The sequence below is a fragment of the Maricaulis maris genome, from assembly GCF_049116555.1.
In the GTDB taxonomy this organism is placed as follows: domain Bacteria; phylum Pseudomonadota; class Alphaproteobacteria; order Caulobacterales; family Maricaulaceae; genus Maricaulis; species Maricaulis maris_C.
In genome coordinates, this window is record NZ_JAGDYT010000008.1 from 226,775 (window position 1) to 252,636 (window position 25,862).

Sequence of the window (25,862 nt, forward strand, 5' to 3'; positions counted from 1 at the left end):
GGGATGGCCTAGGGTTGATTGATCAACCCCTCTTCCAGCAAATCCTTGAAGTAAACAATGGACGAGGCGTTTTGTCCGGCCTCGATAATGCGTCGGCGCAGGTAGGGGATCAGAACATCCGAATTCCGGATCAGGGCGGCCGCACGCGTGATCGCGGCGTCATGTCCGTCAATCTCGCATGGGAAATCGAGCATGGCCTCCAGCGCGTCAAAGTCGCCGACGGCAATACTGATGTCTTCCCCGCAGGACCGGACGAGCGCCTCATGCAGGGCCGGATCGACCAAGGTCCGGAATGTCTCGCGATAGGGGCCGCTCTCGAACTCGGCCAGCAAGGCAGCTGCAGAGCTGTTGAAATACTCGACCGCGGCCTCACGCAGCGGATCATCGCGGATCAGGTTGATCGCACCGGTCGCGACAACCTCGTCATAGGTGACCCGGATCACGCCCGACCAGTAATACTGCGAGCTGCGAAAGGCACCGATCACCAATTGCTCGTCATCCAGCTCGGCACGTCCTTCCAGGACTGCGAGCGTCTGATTGCCGACCGTGACGACCTCGTTGAGATAGTTTTGCGTCGCGACGATCCGCCACTGCTCGTCACGCAGATCGGCAACCAGGCTCTCGGTCAGGGATAGCGCCCGTGCTTCGGCGGTCCGGTGCTCACTCCAGGAATTGACCTGGAAACCGATCACGATACCCAGCACGACAATCACGAACTCGATGCCGACGGCCAGCCAGTTCTGGTCTTTCAGGGCACGGGCGATACGGGCGAGGATCATGGCGTGTTCGCCTCCCGGTCGTTGCCGGCGCGGATCGCCTGGATCTGGTCTGCAAGGGCCAGGGCCCGACCGCGGCGACTGTCGAGCACGAGTGCAGCCACGTCCTGGGCCGACATCCAGAAGGTAAGTTCCTCGCGCAAGACCGCGGAACCGGTCAGTGCGGCGGCGGTTTCGGAGACTTCGGTGATGCCCGGCGGCGGCGGGCAGTCCAGGAAGGCCTGCCTGACATTGCCGTCTGCCTCGTAGCAAGACGCCCAGAGATAGCGTTGAATCGCGAGCGGGATCATCCCGCGTACATGGACCCGATAGGCAGGTACTTCGTTCAGCGCCACGTTCGCGGTGTTGGTATAGTATTGCGTCAGGGCGCCGCGCAGATCGCTGCTGACGATCAGGTCCAGCTCTCCGGCCCCGGTCAGTTCAACATAGGTGCTGTTGATGTTGGGGCGACCGCTCATTTGGCTGGCGTTCCAGAAGGCGCGCACCACCTGCCAGTCTTCCCCGACCCTGCCGGTTGCATCGGTTGTGGCCAGGGCCTGCTCGCCACTTGCCAGAACGGTCAGGCGGAAATCGCGGTCGATCGTGAAATGGTGTGCGTCGGTTTGGAGGTCGACCAGGATGCGGTCCAGATAAGCATCGGCACGGACCTGGCTGGCGCGGTCGGCATTCCACGCGGTGACCTGGAAACCAATCACAACGCCCAGGATGACAATCACGAACTCGATCCCGACGGCCAGCCAGTTCTGGTCTTTCAGGGCGCGGGCGATACGGGCGAGGATCATGGTGTGTCGGTCTCCCGGGCTTCGTCCGGAAGCGCCGCCAGCACCTCGCGGGCCCGGTCCAGCGTGCCTTCGTGCCAGACCCGGTTGGCGAGATTGGCGCGAATGGTCAGGCGGGCGGCGACCAGCAGGTCTGGCGACAGGCGCAATTCTGCCGGCGCCGCGGAGAGATGGGGCGGCAGGGTGTCGGTCTCTGCGACCGTCCAGGTGCTGGCCTCCAGCAGGATGCCGGCATTGTCGGTGATCAACCGGGCCAACGAGGCATAGGCCAACTCCTGGCGACGCACCTGTTCGTCAAACTCGACCAGGGCTGAGCGCAGGGCTTCCGACCGGATCAGGCGCATCTCACCGGAGGCCAGCAATTCGGCATAGGTGGCCGAGCGCCCGGCCGGAACCGGCGTGCCGATGGCGTTGACCATGGCGATGTAGAAGTCGGTCGGGTCAACCTCCTCGGGGGGCTGGACCAGCAGGGCCTCGAAGGCTGCGCCGGCCTCGATCCGGGTCTGCAACTGGGTGACGGTCTCAGCCGTTCGGGCCTCGATTTCATGGAAATCCGCGGCGAGCCGCGAGATCAGCAGGGCTTCCCGGCCGTGCTCGATGCGGGTTTCGCTCCACGCGGAAATCTGGAAGCCGATCACCACGCCGGCCAGCACGATGATGAATTCGACGATGACGGCGAACCAGTTCTGGGTCCGCAAGGCATGGGTGATCGAAGTCAGGATCATGGTGTGCCCTCCGTACGGCCCAACGCTTCGTCCAGCGAGGTGCGAAGCTCGTCGACCTCATTGATCAGGACGCGCACGAAAAGCGCAGCGGCGCGATTGAGATAGATCGAGTAGGCCAGATTATTGGCCAGTTCTGCGTCTTCATGCGTGAAACTGTCCGCCAGGGTGACCGAGTCCACGCCGAGGCCGTCCATCCTCACGCGAAGATGCGGGCGAAGGGTGGCGACGATATCAACCTGCTGGGCCTTGAGCTGGTCAATCACGCCATGGGCATCGGCCTCGATCAGAGGCAGGTCGGCGAGTTCCGCCCGCAGGTCCTCATTGCGGATGAGGCCGAGTCGGCCGCTGGAAATCAGCTCGTGCAGGGCGGCTGACTGGACCTGGACTTCCGAGACCCGCGTGATGGCCAGAAGCGCAAAGGCGCCATCCTCCATGGCCGCGCGATCGCCGGCGTCAAAGGCCGCCAGAAAGTGTTCAGCCTGGTCGCGGGCGTCATCGAGATCGCCGCCGAAATCATGCAATTCATCGCTCACAGCTTCGAGCTCACTGGCCAGGCGTTCCAGATATGCCTGTTCCAGCCCCCTTTCCTGGCGCGACTCATTCCAGGCCGACACCTGGAAACCGATCACAACACCGGCGATGACAATCACGAATTCCAGGCTGACGGCGAGCCAGTTCTGGTCCTTCAGCGCCTTTGTGATACGGGCGAGGATCATGGGGCCAGCTCCGCATTGATATGGTCGAGCAAGGCACGCGCCTCGGCTTGGCGCTGCACGGTGATGCCGATTTGCGCCACGGCGAGCTCCGCCCCGGTTCTCAGATAGGCGATGAATTCCGGATCGGCCCGACCGGCTTCCAGAACGGTTGCCAGGTCCTGCTCGGAAAAGAGGGAAAAGCCGTGCCGGTAGAGAACCGGAATGGCGTGGGCGCGGATTTCCCGGAAGATGCCGAGATTGCTCTCGAGGTCTGCATAGCCAGCATAATAGCGCTGGATCGCGGCTCGCAAATCGCGGTCCTCGATGAGTCGCAAATTGCCGCCATTGATGAGGGATTCATATCCTGTTCGCTGGCCGGTTATGCCACGCACGAGGTTGACCCTGGCCAGCAGGGTGGGGTGATCGTTCGGCGAAACCTCCGGCAAAAGCTCTCGATCCACGGGGATATCGAAGACCAGAAGCATGCCCGGCAGGCGGTCGGAGTCATCGAGGCCCGTCAGGATGTATTCGGCTGCTGCCAGGCGCCACAGGCTTGCCTCGCGGGTGATGTCGAGTGCGACAATATCCGCCGCAATATCCTCGCGGACCTCACGGAGTTGTTGGGCAATGATGACGCGTTCGGCGCGATCGGCATTCCAACCCGTGACCTGGAAACCGATCACCACACCGGCAATGACAATCACGAACTCGATCGCGACGGCGAGCCAGTTCTGGTCCTTCAGGGCCTTTGTGATACGGGCGAGGATCATGGTTTCAATCCTCTTCCCGGCTTCTGCCGGTTGCTGCGAGAATCGCGCGCACGCTTTGCAGCGCCTGCTCATAGGTAATTCTCAATGCACCTTGATAGATAACCAAGGCTTCGAGTTCTGATTCTGCGAGAGGCAGCAAATCCGGATCATAGGCATTCACGCGGCTCTCGGCGCGCAGGGAATTATATTCCACCGCATCGAAGAGTGCCCTGGATCCCGTCAGGTGATTGGCCGCCTCCGGCCATAGATAGGCATTGCGCTGAATCTCCTGATCGAACTGCGAGAGAGCGGTCCGCAACTCTTCTGGAAGGAGGGACAATTCCCCCGAGGCGATCATCTCGGCGAAGACGGCAGACCGGGCTGGCGGTCGACCGACATGGCGCGTCAGGCCCAGCCATTCCCGCATCAGAGCCGGCTCGGTTGTGGCCACGGCATCATTTCGGATTGCCGCAATCACATTTTCACTCGCAGCCTCATAGGCTGTGAGGAAGTGCAGATAGTCTGACAGGTGTGTCTCGGAGATAAGGAATTCTTCTTCAACGCGTTCAATCAGCACCGATGTTCGTATGGCTTCCGCGCGCTCGGCATTCCATGCCGTGACCTGAAAACCGATGACCACGCCAAGGATGACGATGAGAAATTCGACCGCCACGGCGAACCAGTTCTGTTCGCGGATGGCCTTTGTGATACGCGCGAGGATCATGGCGCGGCTTCATCGTGTTCCGGGCGCGCGATGCGTCGGGTGCGGACGACGAAGAAGAAGCCGAGCGAGCCGAGATAGGCAATGGCCAGCAGGATGGAGATCATGACGGGCATGGCGCCCATGCCCGCACCACCCGCGCCGGCCGGCCCGAGCCAGGCGAGGTCGGCAGACTGACGGGCGGTTTCGTGGATATGCACGCCCAGGGCGGCGAAGTCGGAAAAGGCAAAGAGCACGCCTGAGCCAGTCATGATGGCGCCAATCGAGTAGAGCGCGAGAAACAGGATCGCGACCCAGCGCTCCATCCGGTGCGCCAGGAAGAAAGACGCCGTCAGCATGGCGAAGATGAGCGCCATGAAGTTGGAAAATATGAAGTTGGCCGTGTTGAGATATTCCGAGAACAACAGCGCCAGTTCGAAATCAGACATTCCCACCGCCTCCCCAGCCGGTTGAGCGACACTTTTCAACAAAACCGCAAATGGTGAAAGGGGGATGGCGAGCTTGGCGGTCCCCGCTGAACCTGTCCGGGTTCAACGGGGGGGCTCGTTCAGGCCCGGTGCGGCAGGAGATTCCGGTTGCGCAGCAGGGCGGCCGAAACGAGGCTGACCAGGGCGCCGACCCAGATGCCGAATCCGACACAACCCAGCCCGACGAGTCCGACCAGCATTTCAATGCCCAGCTCGCGGGCCCAGAAGCGGTATTGCAGCCATTCCAGAAGAAAGACGGTGGCAGCGAGAGCTGCGGCATAGATCAAGATGGTTCGCCCCATGGCGGGCAGAATGGCCCAGCCGGGCATCGGCTTCAATCACTTCGCCGTCACCCCGGAGCAATGTGGCGGCAATCTCGATCCGCCTAGGTTTGCGCAAAGTTTGGCGGAGTTGATTGATGAAGACGATTTACCAGCATGGCGCGTTTGAGGGCGCTTTCCTTGTCGCCCGCCTCAACCGGTTGAGCCAGACGCTGGAGGAACAGGCCCAGGCCCTGGTCGCGCGGCGCGGTCTGACAGCTCCGATCCAGGCCAATGCCAGCCTCGTGACCATCGCCATCCACGGTCCGCTCTCGCTGGCCGAACTGGCCCGTCGAACGGGCGACCCGCATCAGCTGGCTGCCTATCGGGTCAACAAGTTGATCCGGCTCGGATTGGTCGAGAAGGGCATGGATGCGCGCGACAGGCGACGCTTCCCGCTGTCCCTTAGCGAAACGGGGCGGGTCGAGGCCGATATCCTGATCGCTCTGGCTGATGATATTGCGCGCGTCTATGACTCGGTCAGCGCGGAAATCGGTGTCGATCTCAATGCGGCTCTCGATGCGGCTCAATCCAGCTTCATGGCGCGACCGCTCGATCAGCGCGATCCCGTTATCCCATCCCGCTGACCGAACGGTCCGGAGCATCAAGCGGACCCGATCGGCCACGATCCGGATCGGCAAAAGAAAACGCCCCGACCTTGGATCGGGGCGCCAGTTTGGAGGACCGGAAAGAGTCCGGCTCTAGTCCTGCTCGTGCAGCCAGGCGGCGTGCTTGGGCGCACGCTTGGTCTGGCTCCATTCCTCGATCATCGGCTGGGCGACCCGCTTGAGTTCGGCCATCTGCGCGTCAGTGCCGGTGTTCGCCGCCAGCTCGAGACGATGCCCATTCGGGTCGAAGAAGTAGATCGACTTGAAGATGCCGTGATTGACCGGACCGAGCACGTCCAGGCCTTCCGCCTCGATATGGGCCTTGGAGGCCAGAAGCGCGTCCATGTCCTCGACTTCGAAGGCGATGTGCTGGACCCATTCCGGCGTATTGCCGTCGCGGCCCATTTCCGGCGAATTGGGCAGTTCGAAAAAGGCCAGGACATTGCCCATGCCGGCGTCCAGGAAGACGTGCATGTAGGGGTCCGGCGCCTTGGTCGAAGGGACTTCATTCTCGGCAATCGCGAGTTTGAAATCCATGCCCATGACTCGCTGGTAGAACTCGACCGTCTCCTTGGCGTCCTTGCAGCGATAGGCGACGTGGTGGATGCGCTTGATGTTGACGGACATGAGGTCCTCCTACTCGGCTGCTGCGATGACGCCGCGTTCGATCTGGTCGCGCTCGATCGACTCGAACAGGGCCTTGAAATTGCCCTCGCCGAAGCCTTCGTCTTCCTTGCGCTGGATGAACTCGAAGAAGATCGGACCAATCGCCTTGCCCGAGAAGATCTGCAGCAGCAGGCGCGGCTGGCCGCCTTCGGTGGTGCCGTCGAGCAGGATGCCGCGCTTCTTGAACTCGTCCGTTGGCTCGCCATGACCCGGCAGGCGGTCTTCCAGCATCGCGTAGTAGGTTTCCGGCGGCGCGGTCATGAAGACGGTGCCGGCCTTTTTCAGGCGGTCCCAGCATTCGATCAGGTTGTCGCAGGAAAAGGCGATGTGCTGGATGCCTTCACCCTTGTACTCGCGCAGATATTCTTCGATCTGGCCGACGGCGTCGGACTTCTCTTCGTTCAGCGGGATGCGGATCAGGCCGTCCGGCGCGGTCATGGCGCGCGACACCAGGCCGGTATACTCGCCCTTGATGTCGAAGAAGCGGATCTCGCGGAAGTTGAACAGGTCCTCGTAATACTTGGCCCAGTAATCCATCCGGCCCTTGTAGACATTGTGGGTCAGGTGATCGATCACGTTGAAGCCACAGCCTTCCGGGTGGATGTCAACACCGTCGAGATAGACGAAGTCGATGTCATAGATCGACTTGCCGTCCTCGAAGCGGTCGATCAGGTAGACAGAGGCGCCGCCAATGCCCTTCACGGCCGGGATGACGAGTTCGGAAATGCCCGGCTCGGTCAGGACTGGCTCGGCGCCGCGCTCAAGGCATTCTTCATAGGCCTGGGCCGCATCCTTGACGCGAAAACCCATGCCGCAAGCCGACGGACCGTGTTCCTTGGCGAAGAAGGAGGCTTGCGTCTCCGGCTCGTAATTGATCAGGAAGTTGATGCCGCCCTGGCGCCACAGCTCGACATCCTTGGAGCGGTGATTGGCGATATGGGTGAAACCCATCGCCTCGAAGACCGGCTCGATCACGCCGCGTTCCGGCGCGGTGAATTCAACAAACTCGAAACCGCAAAGTCCCATCGGGTTCTCGAACAGGTCTGCCATGTCTTGTCTCCAGGATTGCTGTGGGTCACGCCGTGCGACCGCATCGGGCCATTGGGTTTTTCAGGCGTGGCTTGATCTTGTGGTGTCTCAATATCGTACTGGTTGCTATTGCGTCAAGTTGTGATTGCAACTAATATTGCCGCATGACCCAGCCGCACACGCATCCCGACGCCCGGACCGACGAGCCTGAACCGCCCCACGTTTTGAAGGACCAGGCCGATCGAGAACCGATCCGGCTCACCGAGTACTGGCCCTACCAGATCACCGTTCTGGCCGATCGTATTGCCCGTCTGACCGCGGCGATTGTCAAACGCGAAGCCGGGCTGAACCTGTCGCAATGGCGCGTTCTGGCCGCCATTGCCGAAGCGCCCGGCCGCACAGCGGCGGAAGTGGTGACGGTGACGCCGATGGACAAGGGAATTGTCTCTCGGGCGACCAAGGCGCTGCTCGAGGCAGGCCTGGTTGTGCGCCGGGCCTCGCAGGCGGATGGACGGGTCAGCCATCTCTATCTCACCGGCAAGGGCATGGGCGTGTACGACCATCTGCGCGACGCGGTCGAGGCGGTCCCGATTGCGGCGAACCGGATGATGGATAGTGGCGAGCAGGACGCCTTCTGCTCGCTGGTCCGCCGGCTGGCAAATTCCGTGCCGGACGGCGAGCGCTAGGCGTCCGCGCCCGCTCATCAAATATCATCCAATGTTAGGTTCCTGCGTGTATAGGAAAGCCTTCAAGGAGGGGCCCCGTCTGTGCGCCAACTGGTCATTATTGCTGTTCACGTCCTGATCTCGCTGGCTTTCGCCGCGATCTCCGGCGTGGCTGCGCACAAGATTCTGGTGACCTCGCTGTCCACCGCCCGGGCAGAGATGCTGCAATCCTATATCCGGGTCCGCGCAGATCGCGAGCAGACGCTGTTCGATGAGGCCCGCACATTGACCGAGGCGGCCGAGTCCGCCTTCCTGCGGCGCCTGACGCTGATCGAGGGCGAGGACATTGTCGATGAGTTCGACACGCTCTTCCCGCCCTTCGGTGATGGCACACGCCGCAGTCATCCCGACCTGTTCGACGGGCGCTCCCTTCCCGGAGCGGATTATGTCTTCGGTATCGGCGCCTATATGGGCGATGGCGAACAGATGACGATCGAGGCGCGCCGCCGCTACATGGCCGGCTTCCATGTCGTTCGGGCGTTTGGCGAGGCCCATCTGGGCGAGTTTTCCAGCCTCTACTACTTCACACCGGATCGCCGCGTTGTGATTTTCGCGCCAGATCGCGAGGACCGGCTGGCCTTCTATCGCTATGAAGCCCCGGCCGATTTCAACCTCCAGGCCGATGAAGACCCGCGCCTGTTCAGTCTCGAGACCAATCCGGACAGCGTGATGCAGTGCACGCCCCTGTCCCGCTTCGTCTATACCGATGGCGGTGAACGCTCGGCCACGGCCTGCCGCAAGCCGATCCGGGTCGAGGGCGAGCTGATGGGCGCCTTTGGCACATCGATCGACATGACCGACCATCTGGCCTCGTCGATGGAATCGCCGCCGGCAGGGGGCGTCAATCTCGTTTTCGACCGCGATGGCAATGTCATCGCTCGCGGTCAAACGGTCCAGCAGGCGCGCCTGTTCGGGATCGACCCGGTCGAGATCATGACCTTGCTGCGCGATGATCCGCGGCCGCGCGGCGTGGTTGGCACGCCCGGCAGCGAATTCATTGTCGCGTTCAGCCGTATCTCAGGGCCTGACTGGTATTTTGTTTCCGTCAGCCATCTTGCCGAGATCAAGCAGACGGCGAACCGCTGGGGCTGGCGCCTGTTCTGGTTCATCTTCGTGGTTTCACTGGTGTTCACCAGTATCCGCGGCCTCCTGCGTCGCTCGCATCTGGTGCGCGCTTTCCTTGAGCCGCCATCCAGGACGCCGGCCGCGCGCCGCTATACCGCCGCCCCGGCTCGGCCTGGCGGGGATGATGAAACGCTGCCTCCGACCGGCGAGAACCCGTCGATTGAGCGCTCCCGGCCACAGGGCGACGCCTGACCCCACTGCCTTGCACGGAATAATCACTGGCCAGCCCCGCACTCTCGGCGTATGAGGGCGCGCCTTTTCACGACAGGAATGACATCATGAGCGCGTCCCTCGACAAGCTGCGCAATATCGCCATCGTGGCGCACGTTGACCACGGCAAGACCACACTGGTCGACCAGCTGCTGCAACAGTCCGGAACGCTCGGCGAGCGCGCGACTGTGTCCGAGCGCATGATGGATTCCAACGATCTGGAAAAAGAGCGTGGCATCACCATCCTGGCCAAGAATACAGCGGTCACCTGGGGTGACTGGAACATCAATATCGTCGACACGCCCGGTCACGCCGACTTCGGCGGCGAGGTGGAGCGCGTCCTGTCCATGGTCGATGGCGTCCTCCTGCTGGTCGATGCAGTTGACGGTCCGATGCCGCAGACCTCCTTCGTGACCAAGAAAGCGCTGGCCCGCGGTCTCAAGCCGATCGTCGTGATCAACAAGGCGGACCGTCCCTCGGCCCGTCCGGACTGGGTTGTCGACCAGACATTCGATCTCTTCGACCGCTTGGGCGCGACCGATGAGCAGCTCGACTTCCCGGTTGTCTACGCCTCTGCCCTGCAGGGTTGGGCGGCCAATGAGGCCGGGACTGTCGGCACCGACATGGAACCGCTCTTCGAGATGATCACGGCCCATACGCCGCGTCCGGATGTTGATCCTGACGGTCCGCTGCAGCTGCAGGTCTCGGCGCTGGACTATTCCTCTTTCACCGGCGTGATCGGTATCGGCCGCGTGGCCCGTGGTCGCGTCGCCCGCAACCAGCCGGTCACGGTCGCCAAGGCCGATGGCCGCGAAGTGAAGGGCAAGGTCCAGCAGATTTTCGGCTTCCACGGTCTCGAGCGCGTCGAGCGCGAGGATGCCCAGGCCGGCGATATCATCACCTTCACCGGCATCGACAATCTGAAAATCTCGGACACGCTGTGCGATCCCGAGACGGTCGAGGCCCTGCCGCTGCTCTCCGTCGACGAGCCGACCCTGTCCATGACCTTCCAGGTCAATGACAGCCCGTTTGCCGGTCGCGAAGGCAAATATGTGACCTCGCGCAATCTCAAGGAACGCCTCGAGCGCGAGCTGATCCACAATGTGGCGCTGAAGGTCGAGCAGCAGGACAATCCGGACAAGTTCACAGTCTCCGGACGTGGCGAACTGCACCTGTCCATCCTGATCGAGACCATGCGCCGCGAAGGCTTCGAGCTGGCCGTCGGCCGTCCGCGTGTTGTCATCAAGGAAGTCGATGGCGTCCTGTGCGAGCCTTATGAGACCCTGACCGTCGACCTCGAGGAAGATCATCAAGGTGGCGTCATGGAAAAGCTCGGCCAGCGCAAGGCCGAGATGAAGAATATGGTGCCGGACGGGCATGGCCGGGTCCGCATCGACTATGTCATCCCGACCCGCGGCCTGATCGGCTTCCGCTCGGAATTCCTGACCCTGACCTCGGGCACCGGCCTGATGTTCCACTCCTTCGATCATTACGCCCCGAAGACCGGTGGCGAGATCGGCCAGCGTCACCACGGGGCCATGGTCTCGATGATTGACGGCAAGGTCTTGGGCTTTGCCCTGTTCAACCTGCAGGAACGCGGCAAGCTCTTCGTCGGCCATGCGGTCGAGGTCTATGAAGGCATGATCATCGGCGTGAACTCGCGCGATGACGACATGATCGTGAACCCGACCAAGGGCAAGAAGCTGACAAACATGCGGGCCTCGGGCACCGACGAGAACATCGTCCTGACCACCCCGATCAAGCTGACCCTGGAATACGCGCTGGAATTCATCAATGACGACGAACTCGTCGAGGTGACCCCCCAGACCATCCGCATCCGCAAGACCTTCCTGAAGGAACACGAGCGCAAGAAGGCGTCGCGTTCCAAGGAATAGGGATGCGGGAGGCAGGCAGATTGAAACCATGCCTCTCTCAACCCAAATCACATTTTTCCCGGCCGCAGCCCCGCGGAAGCGGAGTGGAGAGCCGGGACCGACTCGACCCCGCGTCAGGCGATGAGTCTCCTGTCGGCCCCGGATGGCGCTGCGCGCCTCCGGGAAGAATGAAGAAAGATGGATGTGGGGAATGACCACGCCGCCTGCGGCGTCCCGCCCTGTCGGGCGATCTTCCTCCCCTAGCCTGCGGGGACCTGCTTCCTAGGTCGCCACGAACGCCTTCTCGACGACGAAATCCGCCGGCGCTGCATTGGAGCCTTCGACGAAATTGCGGTCGAGGCAGATTTGTTTGACGTCTTTCAACAGACCTTCCGAGCCGCAGATCATCACGCGATCGACTGCGGGGTCGAGCGGCGGGACGCCGAGGCGGTCGAACAATTCGCCGCTTTCGATCATGTCGGTGACGCGTCCCTTGACCGGGCCGTCCTCGCGGGTGACCGAGGTGAAGTGGACGAGTTTTTCGCGGGCGAACTCGCCGATCAGCTCGTCGTCCTTCACGGCCTCGACCAGTTCGACGCCATAGGTCAGCTCGGCGGCTTCGCGGCAGGTGTGGGTGAGGATGACCTGGTCGAATTTTTCATAGGTCTCGGGGTCGCGGATCAGGCTGGCGAAAGGCGCGATACCGGTGCCGGTCGAGACCATGTAGAGGCGCTTGCCGGGCTTGAGGGCGTCGAGCACCAGCGTGCCGACCGGCTTGCGGCCGAGCAGGACTTCATCGCCTTCCTTGATGTGCTGGAGGCGCGAGGTCAAAGGCCCGTCCGGAACCTTGATGGAGTAGAAATCCAGGGCTTCATCCCAGAAGGGGCTGGCGATCGAATAGGCGCGCAGGAGCGGCTTTCCGTCCTCCTTGGGCAGGCCGATCATGATGAATTCGCCCGAGCGGAAGCGGAAGGCGTCCGGCCGCGTGATGCGGAAATGGAAGAGCCGGTCGGTGTAATGCGTCACCGACAGCACGGTCTCGACCGTGTAGGGGCCGGGCTTGGCGGAAACGGCATTTTTCTTGGCAGGCGCGGTCGCGGTCATCGTCATCATCTCGTACTCGATTGTCAGGGTGAGGCCGTCCGGGAATGGATTGTCAGGCCGTCACGCGCGGCGCTTCGGTATCGGCCCAGGGCGGAACAGGCAAGCCCCGCGAGGACAGGAAGTCCGGATTGAAGAGTTTGCCGGCATAGCGGGCACCGCTATCGCACAGCATGGTCACGATGGTCTTGCCCGGCCCCAGATCACGGGCCAGGCGCATGGCGCCGGCGATATTGATCCCGGCCGAGCCGCCCAGGGACAGGCCCTCGCCTTTCACCAGGTCGAACAGGATGGGCAGCATCTCGGCGTCTTCAATCCGGTAGACGTGGGAGACCTCAAGGCCTTCCAGATTGCCGGTTATGCGATTGACGCCAATCCCCTCGGTGATCGAGGAGCCTTCGCCCTTGAGCTCCCCCCTGGTGAAATAATTGAACAGGGCCGCGCCAGCGGGGTCCGCTGCGCCAATGGCGATGTCAGGCTTGTGGGCGCGCAGGGCGTCGGCGACGCCGGCCAGCGTGCCGCCGGACCCGACCGCACAGATGAAGCCGTCAATCCCGCCGCCCGTCTGCTCCCAGATTTCCGGGCCGGTGGTCAGCGCGTGGGCGCGCTTGTTGGCGAGATTGTCGAACTGGTTGGCCCAGATCGCCCCCTTGGGCTGGCTCGCATTGAGTTCCTCAGCCAGGCGTCGCGAGTAATGGACGAAATGGTTGGGGCTCGAGAAGGGGGCGGCGTCGACCTCGATCAGGCGCGCGCCAAAGGAGCGGATCGCCGCTTTCTTCTCTTCCGACTGGGTGCGGGGCATGACGATGATGACGTCATAGCCCAGCGCGCCGCCAACCAGGGCGAGCCCGATACCGGTATTGCCGGCCGTACCCTCGACGATGGTCCCGCCGGGCCTGAGCGTGCCGTCAGATTCGGCTTCACGCACGATATTGAGCGCGGCGCGGTCCTTCACGGAGCCGCCCGGATTGAGGAATTCGGCCTTGCCGAGGATTTCACAGCCGGTCGCGTCGGACGGGCCATCGAGCCGGATCAGCGGGGTATTGCCAATCAGGTCGAGCACATGTTGGGCAGACACGGGGCAGTGTCCTTTCGTCAGTTCTTCTTATTCGGCCGCGATCGGGGCGGCGGTGTGAATTCCGCACTCGGTCTTGGACTGGCCGCGCCAGCGACCGGAGCGAATATCGCCATCCGCCTCGACCGGCGCGGTGCAGGTCCAGCACCCGATTGAGGCATACCCCATATCGCTCAGCGGATGTCGCGGCAAATCGAAGCGACGGAAATAGTCCTCGATCGCAGTGGCGTCCCAATTGGCCAGCGGATTGACGCGGACGCGGCCATTGATCCGCTCGACCACCGGCAGGCGCATCCGGCCGCCGCCGTGGAAACGTTTGCGGCCCGTGATCAGGGCGTCGTACTCGCCGATCACCGCGTCCAGCGGCCGGACCTTGCGCAGGGCGCAGCAGGCATCGGGATCGCGACTCCACAAGCGGTTGTCACCATCTTCGTCGGCGACAGCATCACTGTCCGGCGTCAGCACACGGATCTGTGTCAGGCCGAGCTGTTCGGTGAGCTGGCGCTGATACTGCTCGGTCTGTGCAAAGAGACGGCCGGTATCGAGGAAGATGACCGGCGTGGCCGGGTCGATCTGGGCCATCATGTGGAGGCCGACCGCGGCCTCGGCACCGAAGGAGGAGAGAATGGCGAGCTTGCCGACCCATTCCTGCTCGATCGCATCGCGCAGGATGTCCTGCGGGCTCATCTCACGATAGCGGGCATTGATCGCGGCGAGATCGTCCACCGGCTGGTTGTGACGGTGACGGAAGAGCGGTGTGACATTGCCGCGCCCGGGTTGATAGGCGTGGGTGAAACGGGTGCGCGCGCGCGCCCAGTCGGCGTCCAGCCCCTTGCGGTCCGGATCGACATCATCAAAGCCGACGCGGATCAGGTGTTGGGCCTGATCGGGGATGAGGTCGCCCACGGCGCGCAGCTTGCCGGTATAGCCAACCCGCTCGCGCAGCTGGGCGGCCAGGGTGAAACCGCGGCCATCATTGAATTTTCCAAAGCGGATATCGACCCTCACGGCGCCGGCGATTTCAGCCTTGGCCTCGCGCCAGTCAGCATCGCCGGGCAATTCGACAATGAGTCCCCCGCCGGCGGCCAGCTGGGCGTCGGCGACGGGATGGGTGTCGGGTGTGCGATCAAGCGTCAGCATAGATGGCCTCCTTGAAGGCGTCGGATCCGACACGGCGCAGCGTGTCGATGAAGCGCTCGTCGTCAGCGCGAATTTCAAGATAGGTGTGCAGCAGGCGGGCAATGGCGGCGGGGACGTCCTCGCCGGCCAGACCCTTGCCGATGATGGAGCCGATGGCGGCATCGGTCCCGAAGGCACCGCCCAGCGTGATCTGGTAGAATTCCTCGCCGCGCTTATCGACGCCGAGCACGCCGATATGGGCGACATGGTGGTGGCCGCAGGCATTGATGCAGCCATCAATCTTGATGGTCACATCGCCGGCTTTTTCCGACAGGCCGGTCTCGTCCAGCAGGTTGGAGATCGCCTGGGCGATCGGGATGGAGCGCGCATTGGCGAGATTGCAATAGTCCAGTCCCGGGCAGGCCACGATATCGGTCGCCAGACCGGCATTGGCGGTGGCCAGCCCGGCCTCCACGAGACCGCTCCAGACCGCTTCCAGATCGCCATTGCGAACATGGGGCAGGATCAGATTCTGGTCCGGCGTGGCGCGGATTTCGTCGAAACCGTAGCGCTCGGCCAGATCGGCCACGGCCTCCATCTGGGCGTCGCTAATGTCGCCCGGTGTGCCGCCAATCGGCTTGAGGGAAATGACCAGTGACGACAGGCCGTCGACCGCATGGTCGCGTCGATTGCGGTCAAGCCAGCGCGCGAAGGCGTGGTTTTCCGTGACCGGAACGGGTGTTGGCTCGACCTGTTTCGGCAGGTCGAAAAAGCGGCGGATGCGGGCAATCTCGGCTTCGGGAAGTTTCAGCTCGCCCTCGCGGATCACGCTCCACTCATCGGCGACCTGGCGGCCATAGGCCTCCGGACCCAGCGCCTCGACGAGAATCTTGATCCGGGCCTTGTAGAGATTGTCGCGACGACCGTGCTGGTTGTACACGCGCAGGCAGGCTGTGAGGTAGGAGAGGAGGTCTTCCGGTGCCAGGAAGGGCTTGATCAGATGGCCCAGGCGCGGCGTCCGGCCCTGACCGCCCCCGACCCAGACTTCAAACCCGGTTTCACCGGCCTCATTCCTGACGATCTGAAGGCCGATATCATGGACGCGGATGCCGGCGCGGTCGGCCTTGGCCCCGTTGACGGCAATCTTGAACTTGCGCGGCAGGAAGGTGAATTCCGGGTGGAAGCTCGACCATTGCCGGATGATCTCGGCCCAGGGGCGACCATCTTCCAGCTCGTCGGCTGCGGCACCGGCGAACGGATCCGCCGTGACATTGCGGATGCAATTGCCCGAGGTCTGGATGGCGTGCATTTCGACTGCGGCGAGGCGGTCGAGAATGTCCGGAATGTCGACAAGCGCGGGCCAGTTGTATTGCAGGTTCTGGCGCGTGGTGAAATGGCCATAGCCCTTGTCATGATCCCGCGCGATTCCGGCGAGGGTCCGCATCTGCTTGCTGTTCAGTGTGCCGTAGGGGATGGCGACCCGCAGCATATAGGCGTGCAGTTGCAGATAGACGCCATTCATGAGGCGCAGCGGCTTGAACTGCTCCTCGGTCAGGCGGCCATCGAGACGACGCGTCACCTGGTCGCGAAACTCCGCGATCCGGTCGGCCACCATGGCGTGATCATAGGTGTCATACTTGTACATCGGTCAGGCCGTCGCTTGCACGTGGGTGGAGCCGGTCGTCGGACCGGTGAGCCGAATGCCTTCGCGGCGCCATTTCTGGCCACCAGGCAGGTCCTGGGCGAGCTCGATCAGATAGGCGCCGACGGCGATATGGCTTTCACCGGAGGCGAGCTCGAGGACGGCATCAGCCTCATCGGCGTCGAGCCGGGCGGCGTCGGCCAGCTCGGTCGTCCATGCACCGGTCGCGGCGCGGTAGATCACCCGGCCATCGGTGAGGCGGTTGGCGGTCACGGTCTTCATGCGAATTGCTCCCGGCCGGTCGTGGTCGTGGTCGTGGCCTGGCTGATGGCGGTACCGGCGACGTCGCCGACGATCATGATGGTGGGGCCGCTGATGGCGTCGCGGGTCACCAGACCGGCGAGATCGCCGAGCGTGCCGTAGACGCGCCGCTCCGTGTCCAGCGTCCCGTTCTCGATCAGGGCGACCGGGGTGGAGGGATTCCGTCCGGCCGCAACCATCTTCGCCTGGATATCCGGCGCGGCGCCGACGCCCATGTAGAAGACAGTGGTTGAATTGGCGGCCGACAGGGCGCGATAGTCGGGGTCCGGCCCGTCCTTCTTGACCACACCCGAGGCAAAGGTCACCGATTGGGCGTGGTCGCGATGGGTCAGCGGGATTCCGGCAGAGGCGGCGCAAGCGACTGCGGCGGTGATGCCCGGCGTCACCTCGACCGCGATCCCGGCGGCGCGGACCACATCCAGCTCCTCGCCGCCGCGGCCGAAGACAAACGGGTCGCCGCCCTTGATGCGGACCACGCGCTGACCCTTGCGGGCCTCGCGGACCAGGATTTCGCCGATCTGCTCCTGCGAGACAGGATGATGGCCCTTGGTCTTGCCGACATCGATCCGCAGGGCGTCGCGGCGGGCCAGATCCATCACACCGTCGGACACCAGACGGTCATGGACGATGACATCCGCTTCGCGCAGGAGACGGGCGGCCTTGAGGGTGAGGAGATCGGGATCACCCGGGCCAGCGCCGACCAGATGGACAATGCCGGTAGGTTCGGTGGTCTCACCATTCAGCTCGCGCAGCATTTCGCGTCGGGCACCGGCCTTGTGGCCGGCGAGCGCGAGGTCACGGGCCTTGCCGCGCAGGGCGCGTTCCCAGAAGGCGCGGCGGTCGTCGAATTTGTTGAGGACCGATTTCACCGTACCACGCAGCTCGCGGGCGAGATCAGCGATGACCCCGACGCGTGCCGGCAGGATTTGTTCGATTGCGGCGCGGATATCGACCGACAGGACCGGCGCGGCCCCGCCCGAGGCGATGGAAACGACGATGCCGTCGCGGTCGACAATGGCCGGAGTCTGGAAATCCGAGGCGGCAGGGCTGTCGACGATATTGACCAGTGCACCCTGGCCGCGCCCCCAACGGGCCAGCTTGTCGAGCGCGCGCGCTTCGCCGCCGGCGAGGAAAATCAATGTCGCGCCACGAAAGTCCCGCCGTGTCGGCACACGGCGTATGATCTTCGCATACTGGGCAATATCCGAAGCAACAGGATCGCTGGACTCACCGGTGAACCAAAGCAACCGGGCTGGGGATGACGCGAACAGGCGTGCCTTTGGCTCGGCCATCGGGCCTTGCCCGACGACGATCACCGTCTGCCCATCCAAGGGTATGGAAGCAGGGAAAACACGCATGGTCACTCGTCCAATCCTGCGCCTTCATGGCGCGACGAGTTCAATATTTCTATTCGATGCAGTGATTTCAAACGACGATTATTGGCTTTTGGCGTTAGAAAAACTAAACTCATGCCATGGTCCAGACGTCCCGCCTTCCCCCCCTCAATGCCCTGCGCGCCTTCGAAGCCGCCGCAAGGCTTGAGAGTTTCGCCCGCGCCGCTGACGAGCTGGCGGTCACACCGGGGGCCATCAGTCAGCAGATACGGCAGCTGGAAGAGCATGTCGGCGCGCCGCTTTTCGTCCGCCAGGGACGCGGTTTGAGCCTCACCGAGGCGGGCCGCGCCGCAGCCGGGGTGACATCGGAAGCCTTCGAGACGCTCGAACGCGCGGTTTCCCTGATGCGTCAACCGGTCCATCGGCGTGCGCTGACGGTCTCGGTCGCGCCGTCCTTTGCCGGCAAATGGTTGGCGCCGCGCCTGTTCCGTTTCCAGGAGGAAGTGCCAGGCGTCGAGGTCTGGATTGCGGCCACGTCCGAGCGGGTCGACCTGGCCGCCGGCGCGGCGGATCTGGGCATTCGCTACGGTCCCGGCGGGGACATGACGTTGAATGAGGAGGCCCTGCTGGCCGAGGAAGTGCTGCCGGTCTGTTCGCCGGACCTGTTGCGCGACGGACCCGCGCTCGCCCGCGCTCAGGACCTGCGCGGCCAGACCCTGCTGCACGACGCCTCACCGGAAACCGAGGTTGATGGTGCCGACTGGGCCTCCTGGCTGAAGGCCCGCAATGTGCGCGGGGTCGATGTGGCTGGTGGGGTGCGTTTCAACCAGTCGGCCCTCGTGATCGATGCCGCCGTTGCCGGCCGCGGCGTGGCGCTGGCCAAGCGGGCCCTGGTCCAGAACGACCTCGCTTCGGGTCGCCTGGTGGCGCTCTTCGCCGATGGCACGACACCGGTCCGTTCGGCCTACCACATCGTCACGGCGAGAAACCGCCCGCTCAGTCCGGACGCGCAAGCCTTCATCGCCTGGCTGAAGGCGGAGGCGCGGGTGCATGAGCATTCAGTGGATGAGTTGTGAGGGGGGGTGAAAAGGAGCGCGAAGGCGCGCAGCTGCCCATTCATCGCTTGCCGAGAGTTCGCGCTATCCGGTTTTCAAGGTCAAGGGCGCGAAGGTGCCGCTGCGCGGTTTTACCCTTGAGCTTGAAAACCGGATAGCGCCCGCTGGCTGACAAGGCATGAATGGGTAGTTCCGCGCGAGGCGCCTCCAATCCAAACTGTATTTTTCCCGGCCGGAGACCTGCGCAGGCAGGTCGGAGCGCCGGGACCAACCCGCCTTTCCGGTTGTGATGAGTCTCCCGTCGGCCCCGGATCGCGCGATGCGCGTCCGGGAAAAATGCGGGGGTTTTAAACGCCAGCCTGGCAGTCGGGTTTGTACCCGGCGGCAATCGCCTTCACCGTCGGTTCCGGCGTGAGGACTTCAACGTATTCCGGCATGGCGCGCGACCAGCTTGAATACCCCTCAAACGACCATGCCCACACACATCCTTGCCACCGCACCAGCGCATCCGTCCCCACCTGAAAGAACACACCGTCCGGCAGATCCGCCAGTGCGGCCTCATATGTCACCTGCTTTCGCGACCGTGACGCCACCCTGGCTTTGTGCAGCAGGCGATCCATGTCCGGCGCGCTATGTGACAAGTCCGGATGTGCCTTGGCAAAAGCATCCCGGAAGCGATTGAAATCCGCCCGCCGGCATTCCGCGCAGGGGCGGTGTCCGGCGGCGAGGGCGACGGCTTCGTCGGTGAAGAAGAGCTCGGTGTAGTTGCCGGGCTTCATCAGCGGGCGGCGGACACTCTTGAAGCTGAGCGTGCAGGTGACCCAGGCCTGGTGCTTCCAGCGCGCCGTGCCGAGTTGTTGGCGGCCATCATGCAGGATTCCGCGATTGCCCATCAGCGTGCCGCGGGCCGCGTGGGCGCAAATCTCGCCGGTCGGGGTGACGCGATTCTGGAGGGGTGTTGGGCGTGTCATGTGAGGAGGGTGGGCGATGTGCTTGGTCAGCACAATCCGGTTGTTGCGTGAAGACCGCGCCCCGGGTCCTTCCCCTTGATGGGGAAGGTGGCCCGTAGGGCCGGAAGGGGTGAAACGCGCTAGCGTTCGGTCACCCGCCGTCCATCACCCACTCCGTCTGGTCGCTGCGCGCCCAGCCACCTCGCCCATCGAGGGCGAGGACCTGAGCATCCGTCCCTGTTACCGTCACCATGATGCAATTCACTCGCACTAACAAACAAACCCGTTCGCAAACGGTCGCTTAAGGGGGAAATCGCTTGACCCTTGCGGCGTTCACCATGTGAGAATGGCAGGAATTCTGCGGCCCTTGACGGTCGCCGGCCCATAATACGGAACGGGTGAGAGCCCGGGGTGAGGAGCATGAAGCCGACCGATACGCGCGATCCCGACTATTATCACAAGGTCGTGGATTGCCAGTGGGCATGCCCGGCGCACACGCCGGTGCCTGAGTATATCCGCCTGATTGCGCAAGGTGATTTCACCGAAGCCTATCTCGTCAATCGCCGGTCCAATGTCTTCCCGGGCATTCTCGGCCGGGTCTGTGACCGTCCCTGCGAACCCGCCTGCCGGCGTGGCCGGGTCGAGGAAGAACCGGTCGCGATCTGCCGTCTCAAAAGGGTCGCAGCCGATCATCGCGACGAGGTGAAACATCTCGTGCCGCAAAAGCCGGCCAGCACCAATGGCAAGAAGATCGCCCTGATCGGGGCTGGGCCGGCCTCGCTGACCGTCGCCAATGACCTGGCACCGCTGGGCTATGAGTGCACGATCTTCGAGGCCCATCACCGTCCCGGCGGGCTGATGATCGCCAATATTCCCTCCTTCCGTCTGCCGGAAGAAGTGCTGGACGAGGAAATCGGCTATATCCTTGACCAGGGTGTCGAGCTGAAGACCGGCCATCGGATCGAAAGCCTCAAGGCGCTCTCCGAGAGCGGCTATGACGCGGTCTTCGTCGGTTCCGGCGCACCCAAGGGCAAGGACCTCAATATCGAGGGGCGCGACGAGGCCGATGCCAATATCCATATCGGCATTGACTGGCTGGAAAGCGTCGCCTTCGAGCATGTCGAGAAGATCGGCAAGCAGGTCCTGATCATCGGGGTCGGCAATACGGCAATGGATTGCTGCCGCACCTCGCTGCGTCTGGGCGCCGACGATGTGAAGGTGATGGCCCGCAAGCCGCGGCAATTCTTCAAGGCGTCGCCCTGGGAGCTGGAAGACGCCGAAGACGAGAATGTCGAAATCCTCGTCAATCACTCGCCCAAACGCTTCGTGGTCGAGAATGGCAAGCTGACCGGCATGGAATTCGAGCTGATGGCGTATGAGCTCGACGACGATGGCCGGATCACCGACACGAAGGTCGCCGGCACCAAGATCATCCCCTGCACGGACGTCATCCTGGCCATCGGTCAGGAAAACGCCTTCCCCTGGATCGAGCGCGATATCGGTATCGAGTTCGACAAATGGGGCGTGCCGGTCGTTGACGAGACGACCTTCGAATCGACCCGGAAGGGCATCTTCTTTGGCGGCGACAGTGCCTTTGGTCCCAAGAATATCATCTGGGCCGTCGAGCATGGCCATCAGGCGGCGATCTCGATCCACAAGCATTGCGAGGCGACCGACATGACCGCGCGGCTGCCGCGCGGGGTCAATCTGCAATCCGCCAAGATGGGCGTGAATGAGTGGATGTATTCCAACAGCTATACCGGCGAGCATCGTCGGCAGATGCCGTTGGCCGAGCTCAAGGCGCGCCTGTCCAATCGCAAGATGGAAGTGGAGACGGGCTATACCGCCGAGCAGATCGCGACCGAGGTCCAGCGCTGTCTCAATTGTGACGTCCAGACCGTGTTCGAAGCGCCGCTGTGCAAGGAATGCGATGCCTGCATGGATATATGCCCGGTCGATTGCCTGTCCATTGTGCCGGTTGCCGAAGAAAGCGAGCTGCGGCAATCGCTGCGGATTCCCGCCACCAACAAGGACCAGGACCTGTTTGTCTCCGAACCGCTGAAGGATACGGGGCGGGTCATGGTCAAGGACGAAAATCTCTGCCTGCATTGCGGTCTGTGCGCCGAGCGCTGCCCGACGGCCGCTTGGGACATGCAGGATGCCGACATCTTCATTCCGCATGTCGACGATGAAACGAAGAAAGTGGCTGCCGAATGAAGGATCTCGTGGACGTGTCAGACGAAGTCCGGGTCAACGACTTCGTCATCAAGATCGGCAATGTGAATGGTACCGGGTCAGCCTCGGCCAATGGTCTGCTGATGAAGGCGATCTTCCGCATGGGCGTGCCGGTGGTCGGCAAGAATCTCTTCCCTTCCAACATCCAGGGCCTGCCGACCTGGTATGAGATCCGCCTGACCAAGGACGGCTATATGGCCCGCTCCGGCACGGCGGAATTCATCGTCGCCATGAATGCGGAGACCTACAAGCAAGACCTCGCTGATGTCTCGCCGGGCGGCTTCCTGCTCTACGACTCGACCTGGCCGCGCCCCGACCTGCATGCGCGCGAGGATGTCACCGCGATTGGTGTGCCCCTGGCCCGTCTGGTCAATGCCGCCTTTGACAATGCCCGCACCCGCGTGCTGATGAAGAATATGGCCTATGTCGGCGCTGTCGCCGGCCTGACCGGGCTGGATGTCGACGTCATCCGTAACCTGGTCAAGGAGATGTTCGGGACCAAGGACCATCTCATCGACGCCAATATGAAGGCGATCGGGCTGGGCCTGGATTATGTGCGCGAGCACTATCCCGATCCGCTGCCGCTGCGGATCGAGCCCATGGACAAGACCGCCGGTCACATCATGATCGACGGCAATACCGCCGCCGCGCTGGGCTGCGTCTATGCCGGCGCGACTTTCGGCGCCTGGTATCCGATCACGCCTTCGACCTCGCTGATGGACGGTTTCAAGGCCTTCTGTGAGAAGTTCCGCGTCGACCCGGACACCGGCGAGAAGAATTTCTGCATCATCCAGGGCGAGGACGAGCTGGCCTCGATCGGCATGGCGATCGGCGCCGGCTGGAACGGAGCGCGCTCCTTCACGCCGACCTCCGGGCCGGGCATCTCCCTGATGAGCGAGTTCATCGGCTTTGCCTATTATGGCGAGGTCCCGGTGGTGCTGTTCGACGTCCAGCGCGCCGGCCCCTCAACCGGCCTGCCGACGCGGACCCAGCAATGCGATATCACCTTGGCGGCCTATGCCAGCCATGGCGATACCAAGCATATCCTCCTCTTTCCGGCCAATCCGAAGGAATGCTTCGAGATGGCAGTACAGAGTTTCGACATTGCCGAGCGCTTCCAGGCGCCGGTCTTCTTCATGACCGACCTCGATATCGGCATGAATGACTGGATGATCCCGGAGCTGGAATGGGATGACAGCTACCAGCCTGATCGCGGCAAGGTCCTGACCGCCGACGAAATCGAGAAACTGGAAAAATTCTACCGCTATGAAGACCGTGACGGTGATGCCATTCCCTATCGCACCCTGCCGGGTACCCATCCCAAGGGCGCCTATTTCACGCGTGGATCGGGCCATAACTGGAAGGGCGGCTACACCGAGGACAGTGACGAGTACAAGGAAGTGCTCGATCGGCTGACCACCAAGTGGGAGAATGCCGCCAATGCCGTGCCGGCCCCGGTCATCACACGCTGCGGCCAGGACGCCCGGCGCGCGATCATCTCGGTCGGTGGTTGCGATGGCGCGGTCCTGGAAGCGCTGGACCGCTTCGCCGAAAACGGCGTGAACCTGGATTATCTGCGCGTTCGTGGCTTCCCGTTCAATGCCGAGGTCGACCACTTCATTGACCAGTATGACGAGGTCTTTGTGGTCGAGCAGAATCGCGATGGCCAGCTTCGTTCGCTGCTCGTCAACGAGACCGAGGCGCCCAAGCACAAACTGGTCTCCATCCTCGATTATGCCGGCATGGCGGCCAATCCGAAATTCATCATCGAGGGCATTTCGGCCCATCTTGAAGCCCTGGGAGACGTCGCATGACCTCCATGAGCAAGCCGTTCATCGACAAGCACCTGCCCAAGAACAAGCTGGGCCTGTCGGTCCGCAATTATGAAGGCGTGATGTCGACCCTGTGTGCCGGTTGCGGCCACGACTCGGTCACCGCCGCCCTGGTCCAGGCCTTCTGGGAACTCGATCTCGCGCCGGAAAGCGCGGCCAAGGTGTCAGGCATTGGCTGCTCGTCCAAGACGACCGCCTATTTCATGGGCCAGTCGCACGGCATCAATTGCGTGCATGGCCGGATGCCGTCGGTCGCGACCGGCGCAAATGCGGCCAATGGTGATCTCAATTATATCGGCATCTCCGGCGACGGCGATTCCCTCTCGATCGGTTTTGGCCAGTTCGCCCATTCCATCCGGCGCAATCTCAACATGCTGTATATTCTTGAGAATAACGGCGTGTATGGCCTCACCAAGGGTCAGTTCTCGGCCGCGGCCGATTATGGGTCGAAATCGAAAAAGGGCATCGAGAATGACCAGATGCCGATCGACCCGTGTGTCCAGGCACTGACGCTGGGGGCTGGCTTCGTCGCGCGGGCCTTCTCGGGTGACAAGACCCAGCTTGTTCCACTGATCAAGGCCGGCCTCAAGCACAAGGGGTTTGCCCTGATCGACGTCATCTCGCCCTGCGTGACCTTCAATGATCACAAGGGGTCGACCAAGAGCTACGCCCATACCTACAAATACTATCATCCGCTCGTGCATACGGATTTCGTCGCCCATGCCGACGAGGTGACCGGCTCCTATGACAAGGACGGGGCGATGCGTGTGACGATGCAGGACGGTGGTGAACTCTTCCTTCGCAAGACCGAGAGTGACTACGATCCGCGCGACCGCGCGCAGGCGATCGAGACCCTGTTGATGAACAAGTCCGAAGGTGAGATCCGCACAGGCCTCTTGTATCTCAACAGCGATCTGCCGGACATGCAGGCGGCCAACAAACTGCCGAAAATTCCGCTCAACCAGGTCCCTTATGAAAGCCTGACACCGGGGAAGGCGGCGCTCGCCAAGCTTCAGGCTCGCTATCGCTGAATGGCAGGCCGAACCGGCTCTGGGGTCTCAGCTTTCGCTGGCGTTGAAGCGTTCGATGCGAGGTGCGGCGTCATTGGCGGCGGCGCGGGCGGCGGGGCTGTCTTCGAGGCCGGCCAGGGTGACATGGACGAATCTCGCGCCTGTCTCGTCGCGGATCGGCGTGTAGCGGACCTGCCAGAAACGGTCGGTCGCATGTCGGTCGACCCAGACCGCCGAGGCCCCGAGGATATTGCCGTCTGAAAGGCCTTCCCGGCCCAGTGCATCGAGGTCGCTGATCAGGCGTTTGAGGGCGGGGGTCTTGATGACCTGTTGCGCGCCCTCGAGAAAGGTCTGCGTCATGATGAGGCTGGCAGCCTCGATTTTGAGATTGTCCGGACCGGTTCGCAGCAGCAGGCAGGGGAAGGGGCTGTGATCGACCGTGGCCCGCAGGTCGTCAAACAGGGAGCGAGTGCGCGGATTCTCGGCCAGGTTTGTAATGGCGTCCGCGACATGCGCCGGCGGGACCACCAGGCCAGCCTCGAGGCGCGACACATAGGTCTGCGAGACGCCGATGAGTTCTGCTATTGCCCCCTGCTTCAATCGTAATCTCATGCGGAGCGAGCGAAGCGTATGTGCCCAGTTTTTCTCCAAGATCGAATTCTAACCCCTTTTAATATAGGCGTTATCCTGCCTTTGCGCGCGGGCGAAGGCGCACTCAT

General features: G+C 62.9%; 27 protein-coding genes. 9 read left to right on the plus strand and 18 right to left on the minus strand.

The features are described from left to right. Nucleotides 1-8: 8 nt before the first annotated feature. The 8 genes from JXQ94_RS11550 to JXQ94_RS11585 form a co-directional block, all read right to left on the minus strand. Nucleotides 9-779: a hypothetical protein gene (locus JXQ94_RS11550; protein WP_421923945.1), complete on the minus strand. Its 771-nt coding sequence runs from the start codon at nt 777-779 to the stop codon at nt 9-11. After that, nucleotides 776-1,558, minus strand: a complete 783-nt coding sequence (locus JXQ94_RS11555; RefSeq protein ID WP_421923946.1) for a hypothetical protein — start codon at nt 1,556-1,558, stop codon at nt 776-778. Before JXQ94_RS11555 ends, JXQ94_RS11550 begins: the two co-directional genes overlap by 4 nt. Then, on the minus strand, nt 1,555-2,280 hold the full coding sequence (locus tag JXQ94_RS11560; RefSeq protein WP_421923947.1) for a hypothetical protein: 726 nt from the start codon (nt 2,278-2,280) through the stop codon (nt 1,555-1,557). The genes JXQ94_RS11555 and JXQ94_RS11560 overlap by 4 nt, the downstream gene beginning before the upstream one ends. Further along, nucleotides 2,277-2,996, minus strand: coding sequence for a hypothetical protein (locus JXQ94_RS11565; RefSeq protein ID WP_421923948.1), 720 nt, complete (start codon nt 2,994-2,996; stop codon nt 2,277-2,279). Before JXQ94_RS11565 ends, JXQ94_RS11560 begins: the two co-directional genes overlap by 4 nt. Further along, nucleotides 2,993-3,745 (minus strand): hypothetical protein, encoded by a 753-nt coding sequence (locus JXQ94_RS11570; RefSeq protein ID WP_421923949.1) that lies wholly within the window; start codon nt 3,743-3,745, stop codon nt 2,993-2,995. Before JXQ94_RS11570 ends, JXQ94_RS11565 begins: the two co-directional genes overlap by 4 nt. Before the next feature lie 4 nt (nt 3,746-3,749). Further along, nucleotides 3,750-4,448, minus strand: a complete 699-nt coding sequence (locus JXQ94_RS11575) for a hypothetical protein (protein WP_421923950.1) — start codon at nt 4,446-4,448, stop codon at nt 3,750-3,752. Next, a complete protein-coding gene (locus tag JXQ94_RS11580) occupies nt 4,445-4,873 on the minus strand; it encodes a hypothetical protein (RefSeq protein WP_421923951.1) in 429 nt (142 codons plus the stop codon). Before JXQ94_RS11580 ends, JXQ94_RS11575 begins: the two co-directional genes overlap by 4 nt. A 119-nt stretch (nt 4,874-4,992) precedes the next feature. Continuing rightward, nucleotides 4,993-5,214, minus strand: a complete 222-nt coding sequence (locus tag JXQ94_RS11585) for a hypothetical protein (protein ID WP_421923952.1) — start codon at nt 5,212-5,214, stop codon at nt 4,993-4,995. Nucleotides 5,215-5,224: 10 nt separating this feature from the next. On the opposite strand from JXQ94_RS11585, the gene JXQ94_RS11590 reads away from it, so the two are divergent. Both JXQ94_RS11590 and JXQ94_RS11595 read left to right on the plus strand, forming a co-directional pair. Beyond that, nucleotides 5,225-5,362 carry a hypothetical protein gene (locus tag JXQ94_RS11590; protein ID WP_421923953.1) on the plus strand — a complete coding sequence of 46 codons (138 nt, stop codon included), beginning with the start codon at nt 5,225-5,227 and terminating at the stop codon, nt 5,360-5,362. Next, a complete protein-coding gene (locus JXQ94_RS11595; protein ID WP_421923954.1) occupies nt 5,331-5,819 on the plus strand; it encodes a MarR family winged helix-turn-helix transcriptional regulator in 489 nt (162 codons plus the stop codon). Before JXQ94_RS11590 ends, JXQ94_RS11595 begins: the two co-directional genes overlap by 32 nt. Before the next feature lie 114 nt (nt 5,820-5,933). Here JXQ94_RS11595 and JXQ94_RS11600 read toward each other — a convergent pair whose 3' ends face one another. Then, nucleotides 5,934-6,467: a VOC family protein gene (locus JXQ94_RS11600; protein ID WP_421923955.1), complete on the minus strand. Its 534-nt coding sequence runs from the start codon at nt 6,465-6,467 to the stop codon at nt 5,934-5,936. A gap of 9 nt (nt 6,468-6,476) precedes the next feature. After that, nucleotides 6,477-7,556: a 4-hydroxyphenylpyruvate dioxygenase gene (gene hppD / locus JXQ94_RS11605; protein WP_421923957.1), complete on the minus strand. Its 1,080-nt coding sequence runs from the start codon at nt 7,554-7,556 to the stop codon at nt 6,477-6,479. Nucleotides 7,557-7,699: 143 nt separating this feature from the next. Here hppD and JXQ94_RS11610 point away from each other — a divergent pair, with 143 nt between their 5' ends. The 3 genes from JXQ94_RS11610 to typA all read left to right on the plus strand — a co-directional run bounded on the left by JXQ94_RS11610 (nt 7,700) and on the right by typA (nt 11,490). After that, on the plus strand, nt 7,700-8,221 hold the full coding sequence (locus JXQ94_RS11610; protein ID WP_421923959.1) for a MarR family winged helix-turn-helix transcriptional regulator: 522 nt from the start codon (nt 7,700-7,702) through the stop codon (nt 8,219-8,221). An 81-nt stretch (nt 8,222-8,302) separates the two neighbouring features. Continuing rightward, nucleotides 8,303-9,577 (plus strand): cache domain-containing protein, encoded by a 1,275-nt coding sequence (locus JXQ94_RS11615; RefSeq protein ID WP_421923960.1) that lies wholly within the window; start codon nt 8,303-8,305, stop codon nt 9,575-9,577. An 86-nt stretch (nt 9,578-9,663) separates the two neighbouring features. Continuing rightward, nucleotides 9,664-11,490 carry a translational GTPase TypA gene (gene typA, locus JXQ94_RS11620; protein ID WP_421923961.1) on the plus strand — a complete coding sequence of 609 codons (1,827 nt, stop codon included), beginning with the start codon at nt 9,664-9,666 and terminating at the stop codon, nt 11,488-11,490. A 261-nt stretch (nt 11,491-11,751) separates the two neighbouring features. Here the strand turns inward: typA and JXQ94_RS11625 are convergent, their stop codons facing one another. Genes JXQ94_RS11625 through cysG form a run of 6 tightly spaced genes read right to left on the minus strand, consistent with a single transcriptional unit; the run spans nt 11,752 to nt 18,085 of the window. After that, the gene (locus JXQ94_RS11625; protein ID WP_421924118.1) at nt 11,752-12,579 is read right to left on the minus strand and encodes a ferredoxin--NADP reductase; all 828 of its coding nucleotides are present in this window, start codon (nt 12,577-12,579) and stop codon (nt 11,752-11,754) included. 46 nt (nt 12,580-12,625) lie between these two features. Further along, nucleotides 12,626-13,648: a cysteine synthase A gene (locus JXQ94_RS11630; protein WP_421923962.1), complete on the minus strand. Its 1,023-nt coding sequence runs from the start codon at nt 13,646-13,648 to the stop codon at nt 12,626-12,628. 27 nt (nt 13,649-13,675) lie between these two features. Continuing rightward, nucleotides 13,676-14,785, minus strand: a complete 1,110-nt coding sequence (locus tag JXQ94_RS11635; RefSeq protein WP_421923963.1) for a phosphoadenylyl-sulfate reductase — start codon at nt 14,783-14,785, stop codon at nt 13,676-13,678. Continuing rightward, entirely contained in the window at nt 14,772-16,409 is a 1,638-nt protein-coding gene (locus tag JXQ94_RS11640) for a nitrite/sulfite reductase (protein ID WP_421923964.1), read from the minus strand. Before JXQ94_RS11640 ends, JXQ94_RS11635 begins: the two co-directional genes overlap by 14 nt. 3 nt (nt 16,410-16,412) lie before the next feature. After that, the gene (locus JXQ94_RS11645; RefSeq protein ID WP_421923965.1) at nt 16,413-16,688 is read right to left on the minus strand and encodes a DUF2849 domain-containing protein; all 276 of its coding nucleotides are present in this window, start codon (nt 16,686-16,688) and stop codon (nt 16,413-16,415) included. Beyond that, nucleotides 16,685-18,085 (minus strand): siroheme synthase CysG, encoded by a 1,401-nt coding sequence (cysG, locus tag JXQ94_RS11650; RefSeq protein ID WP_421923966.1) that lies wholly within the window; start codon nt 18,083-18,085, stop codon nt 16,685-16,687. Before cysG ends, JXQ94_RS11645 begins: the two co-directional genes overlap by 4 nt. A 116-nt stretch (nt 18,086-18,201) precedes the next feature. Between cysG and gcvA the strand changes: the two genes are divergently transcribed. Then, the gene (gene gcvA, locus JXQ94_RS11655; RefSeq protein ID WP_421923967.1) at nt 18,202-19,137 is read left to right on the plus strand and encodes a transcriptional regulator GcvA; all 936 of its coding nucleotides are present in this window, start codon (nt 18,202-18,204) and stop codon (nt 19,135-19,137) included. A 326-nt stretch (nt 19,138-19,463) separates the two neighbouring features. Here gcvA and JXQ94_RS11660 read toward each other — a convergent pair whose 3' ends face one another. Beyond that, entirely contained in the window at nt 19,464-20,087 is a 624-nt protein-coding gene (locus JXQ94_RS11660; protein ID WP_421923968.1) for a hypothetical protein, read from the minus strand. 399 nt (nt 20,088-20,486) lie between these two features. Here JXQ94_RS11660 and JXQ94_RS11665 point away from each other — a divergent pair, with 399 nt between their 5' ends. Genes JXQ94_RS11665 through JXQ94_RS11675 form a run of 3 tightly spaced genes read left to right on the plus strand, consistent with a single transcriptional unit; the run spans nt 20,487 to nt 25,164 of the window. After that, nucleotides 20,487-22,283, plus strand: coding sequence for an FAD-dependent oxidoreductase (locus JXQ94_RS11665; RefSeq protein WP_421923969.1), 1,797 nt, complete (start codon nt 20,487-20,489; stop codon nt 22,281-22,283). Beyond that, a complete protein-coding gene (locus tag JXQ94_RS11670; RefSeq protein ID WP_421923970.1) occupies nt 22,280-24,115 on the plus strand; it encodes a 2-oxoacid:acceptor oxidoreductase subunit alpha in 1,836 nt (611 codons plus the stop codon). The genes JXQ94_RS11665 and JXQ94_RS11670 overlap by 4 nt, the downstream gene beginning before the upstream one ends. Further along, entirely contained in the window at nt 24,112-25,164 is a 1,053-nt protein-coding gene (locus tag JXQ94_RS11675; protein ID WP_421923971.1) for a 2-oxoacid:ferredoxin oxidoreductase subunit beta, read from the plus strand. Before JXQ94_RS11670 ends, JXQ94_RS11675 begins: the two co-directional genes overlap by 4 nt. Nucleotides 25,165-25,191: 27 nt before the next feature. Here JXQ94_RS11675 and JXQ94_RS11680 read toward each other — a convergent pair whose 3' ends face one another. Then, a complete protein-coding gene (locus JXQ94_RS11680; RefSeq protein WP_421923972.1) occupies nt 25,192-25,794 on the minus strand; it encodes a helix-turn-helix domain-containing protein in 603 nt (200 codons plus the stop codon). Between the last annotated feature and the right edge of the window lie 68 nt (nt 25,795-25,862).

What these genes read in the sequence shown, in the direction of transcription:
- JXQ94_RS11550 (WP_421923945.1), bottom strand. Translation starts at nt 779, where the DNA reads ATGATCCTCGCCCGTATCGCCCGTGCCCTGAAAGACCAGAACTGGCTG.
- JXQ94_RS11555 (WP_421923946.1), bottom strand. Translation starts at nt 1,558, where the DNA reads ATGATCCTCGCCCGTATCGCCCGCGCCCTGAAAGACCAGAACTGGCTG.
- JXQ94_RS11560 (WP_421923947.1), bottom strand. Translation starts at nt 2,280, where the DNA reads ATGATCCTGACTTCGATCACCCATGCCTTGCGGACCCAGAACTGGTTC.
- JXQ94_RS11565 (WP_421923948.1), bottom strand. Translation starts at nt 2,996, where the DNA reads ATGATCCTCGCCCGTATCACAAAGGCGCTGAAGGACCAGAACTGGCTC.
- JXQ94_RS11570 (WP_421923949.1), bottom strand. Translation starts at nt 3,745, where the DNA reads ATGATCCTCGCCCGTATCACAAAGGCCCTGAAGGACCAGAACTGGCTC.
- JXQ94_RS11575 (WP_421923950.1), bottom strand. Translation starts at nt 4,448, where the DNA reads ATGATCCTCGCGCGTATCACAAAGGCCATCCGCGAACAGAACTGGTTC.
- JXQ94_RS11580 (WP_421923951.1), bottom strand. Translation starts at nt 4,873, where the DNA reads ATGTCTGATTTCGAACTGGCGCTGTTGTTCTCGGAATATCTCAACACG.
- JXQ94_RS11585 (WP_421923952.1), bottom strand. Translation starts at nt 5,214, where the DNA reads ATGGGGCGAACCATCTTGATCTATGCCGCAGCTCTCGCTGCCACCGTC.
- JXQ94_RS11590 (WP_421923953.1), top strand. Translation starts at nt 5,225, where the DNA reads ATGGCCCAGCCGGGCATCGGCTTCAATCACTTCGCCGTCACCCCGGAG.
- JXQ94_RS11595 (WP_421923954.1), top strand. Translation starts at nt 5,331, where the DNA reads ATGAAGACGATTTACCAGCATGGCGCGTTTGAGGGCGCTTTCCTTGTC.
- JXQ94_RS11600 (WP_421923955.1), bottom strand. Translation starts at nt 6,467, where the DNA reads ATGTCCGTCAACATCAAGCGCATCCACCACGTCGCCTATCGCTGCAAG.
- hppD (WP_421923957.1), bottom strand. Translation starts at nt 7,556, where the DNA reads ATGGCAGACCTGTTCGAGAACCCGATGGGACTTTGCGGTTTCGAGTTT.
- JXQ94_RS11610 (WP_421923959.1), top strand. Translation starts at nt 7,700, where the DNA reads ATGACCCAGCCGCACACGCATCCCGACGCCCGGACCGACGAGCCTGAA.
- typA (WP_421923961.1), top strand. Translation starts at nt 9,664, where the DNA reads ATGAGCGCGTCCCTCGACAAGCTGCGCAATATCGCCATCGTGGCGCAC.
- JXQ94_RS11625 (WP_421924118.1), bottom strand. Translation starts at nt 12,579, where the DNA reads ATGACGATGACCGCGACCGCGCCTGCCAAGAAAAATGCCGTTTCCGCC.
- JXQ94_RS11635 (WP_421923963.1), bottom strand. Translation starts at nt 14,785, where the DNA reads ATGCTGACGCTTGATCGCACACCCGACACCCATCCCGTCGCCGACGCC.
- JXQ94_RS11640 (WP_421923964.1), bottom strand. Translation starts at nt 16,409, where the DNA reads ATGTACAAGTATGACACCTATGATCACGCCATGGTGGCCGACCGGATC.
- JXQ94_RS11645 (WP_421923965.1), bottom strand. Translation starts at nt 16,688, where the DNA reads ATGAAGACCGTGACCGCCAACCGCCTCACCGATGGCCGGGTGATCTAC.
- cysG (WP_421923966.1), bottom strand. Translation starts at nt 18,085, where the DNA reads ATGCGTGTTTTCCCTGCTTCCATACCCTTGGATGGGCAGACGGTGATC.
- gcvA (WP_421923967.1), top strand. Translation starts at nt 18,202, where the DNA reads ATGGTCCAGACGTCCCGCCTTCCCCCCCTCAATGCCCTGCGCGCCTTC.
- JXQ94_RS11660 (WP_421923968.1), bottom strand. Translation starts at nt 20,087, where the DNA reads ATGACACGCCCAACACCCCTCCAGAATCGCGTCACCCCGACCGGCGAG.
- JXQ94_RS11665 (WP_421923969.1), top strand. Translation starts at nt 20,487, where the DNA reads ATGAAGCCGACCGATACGCGCGATCCCGACTATTATCACAAGGTCGTG.
- JXQ94_RS11670 (WP_421923970.1), top strand. Translation starts at nt 22,280, where the DNA reads ATGAAGGATCTCGTGGACGTGTCAGACGAAGTCCGGGTCAACGACTTC.
- JXQ94_RS11675 (WP_421923971.1), top strand. Translation starts at nt 24,112, where the DNA reads ATGACCTCCATGAGCAAGCCGTTCATCGACAAGCACCTGCCCAAGAAC.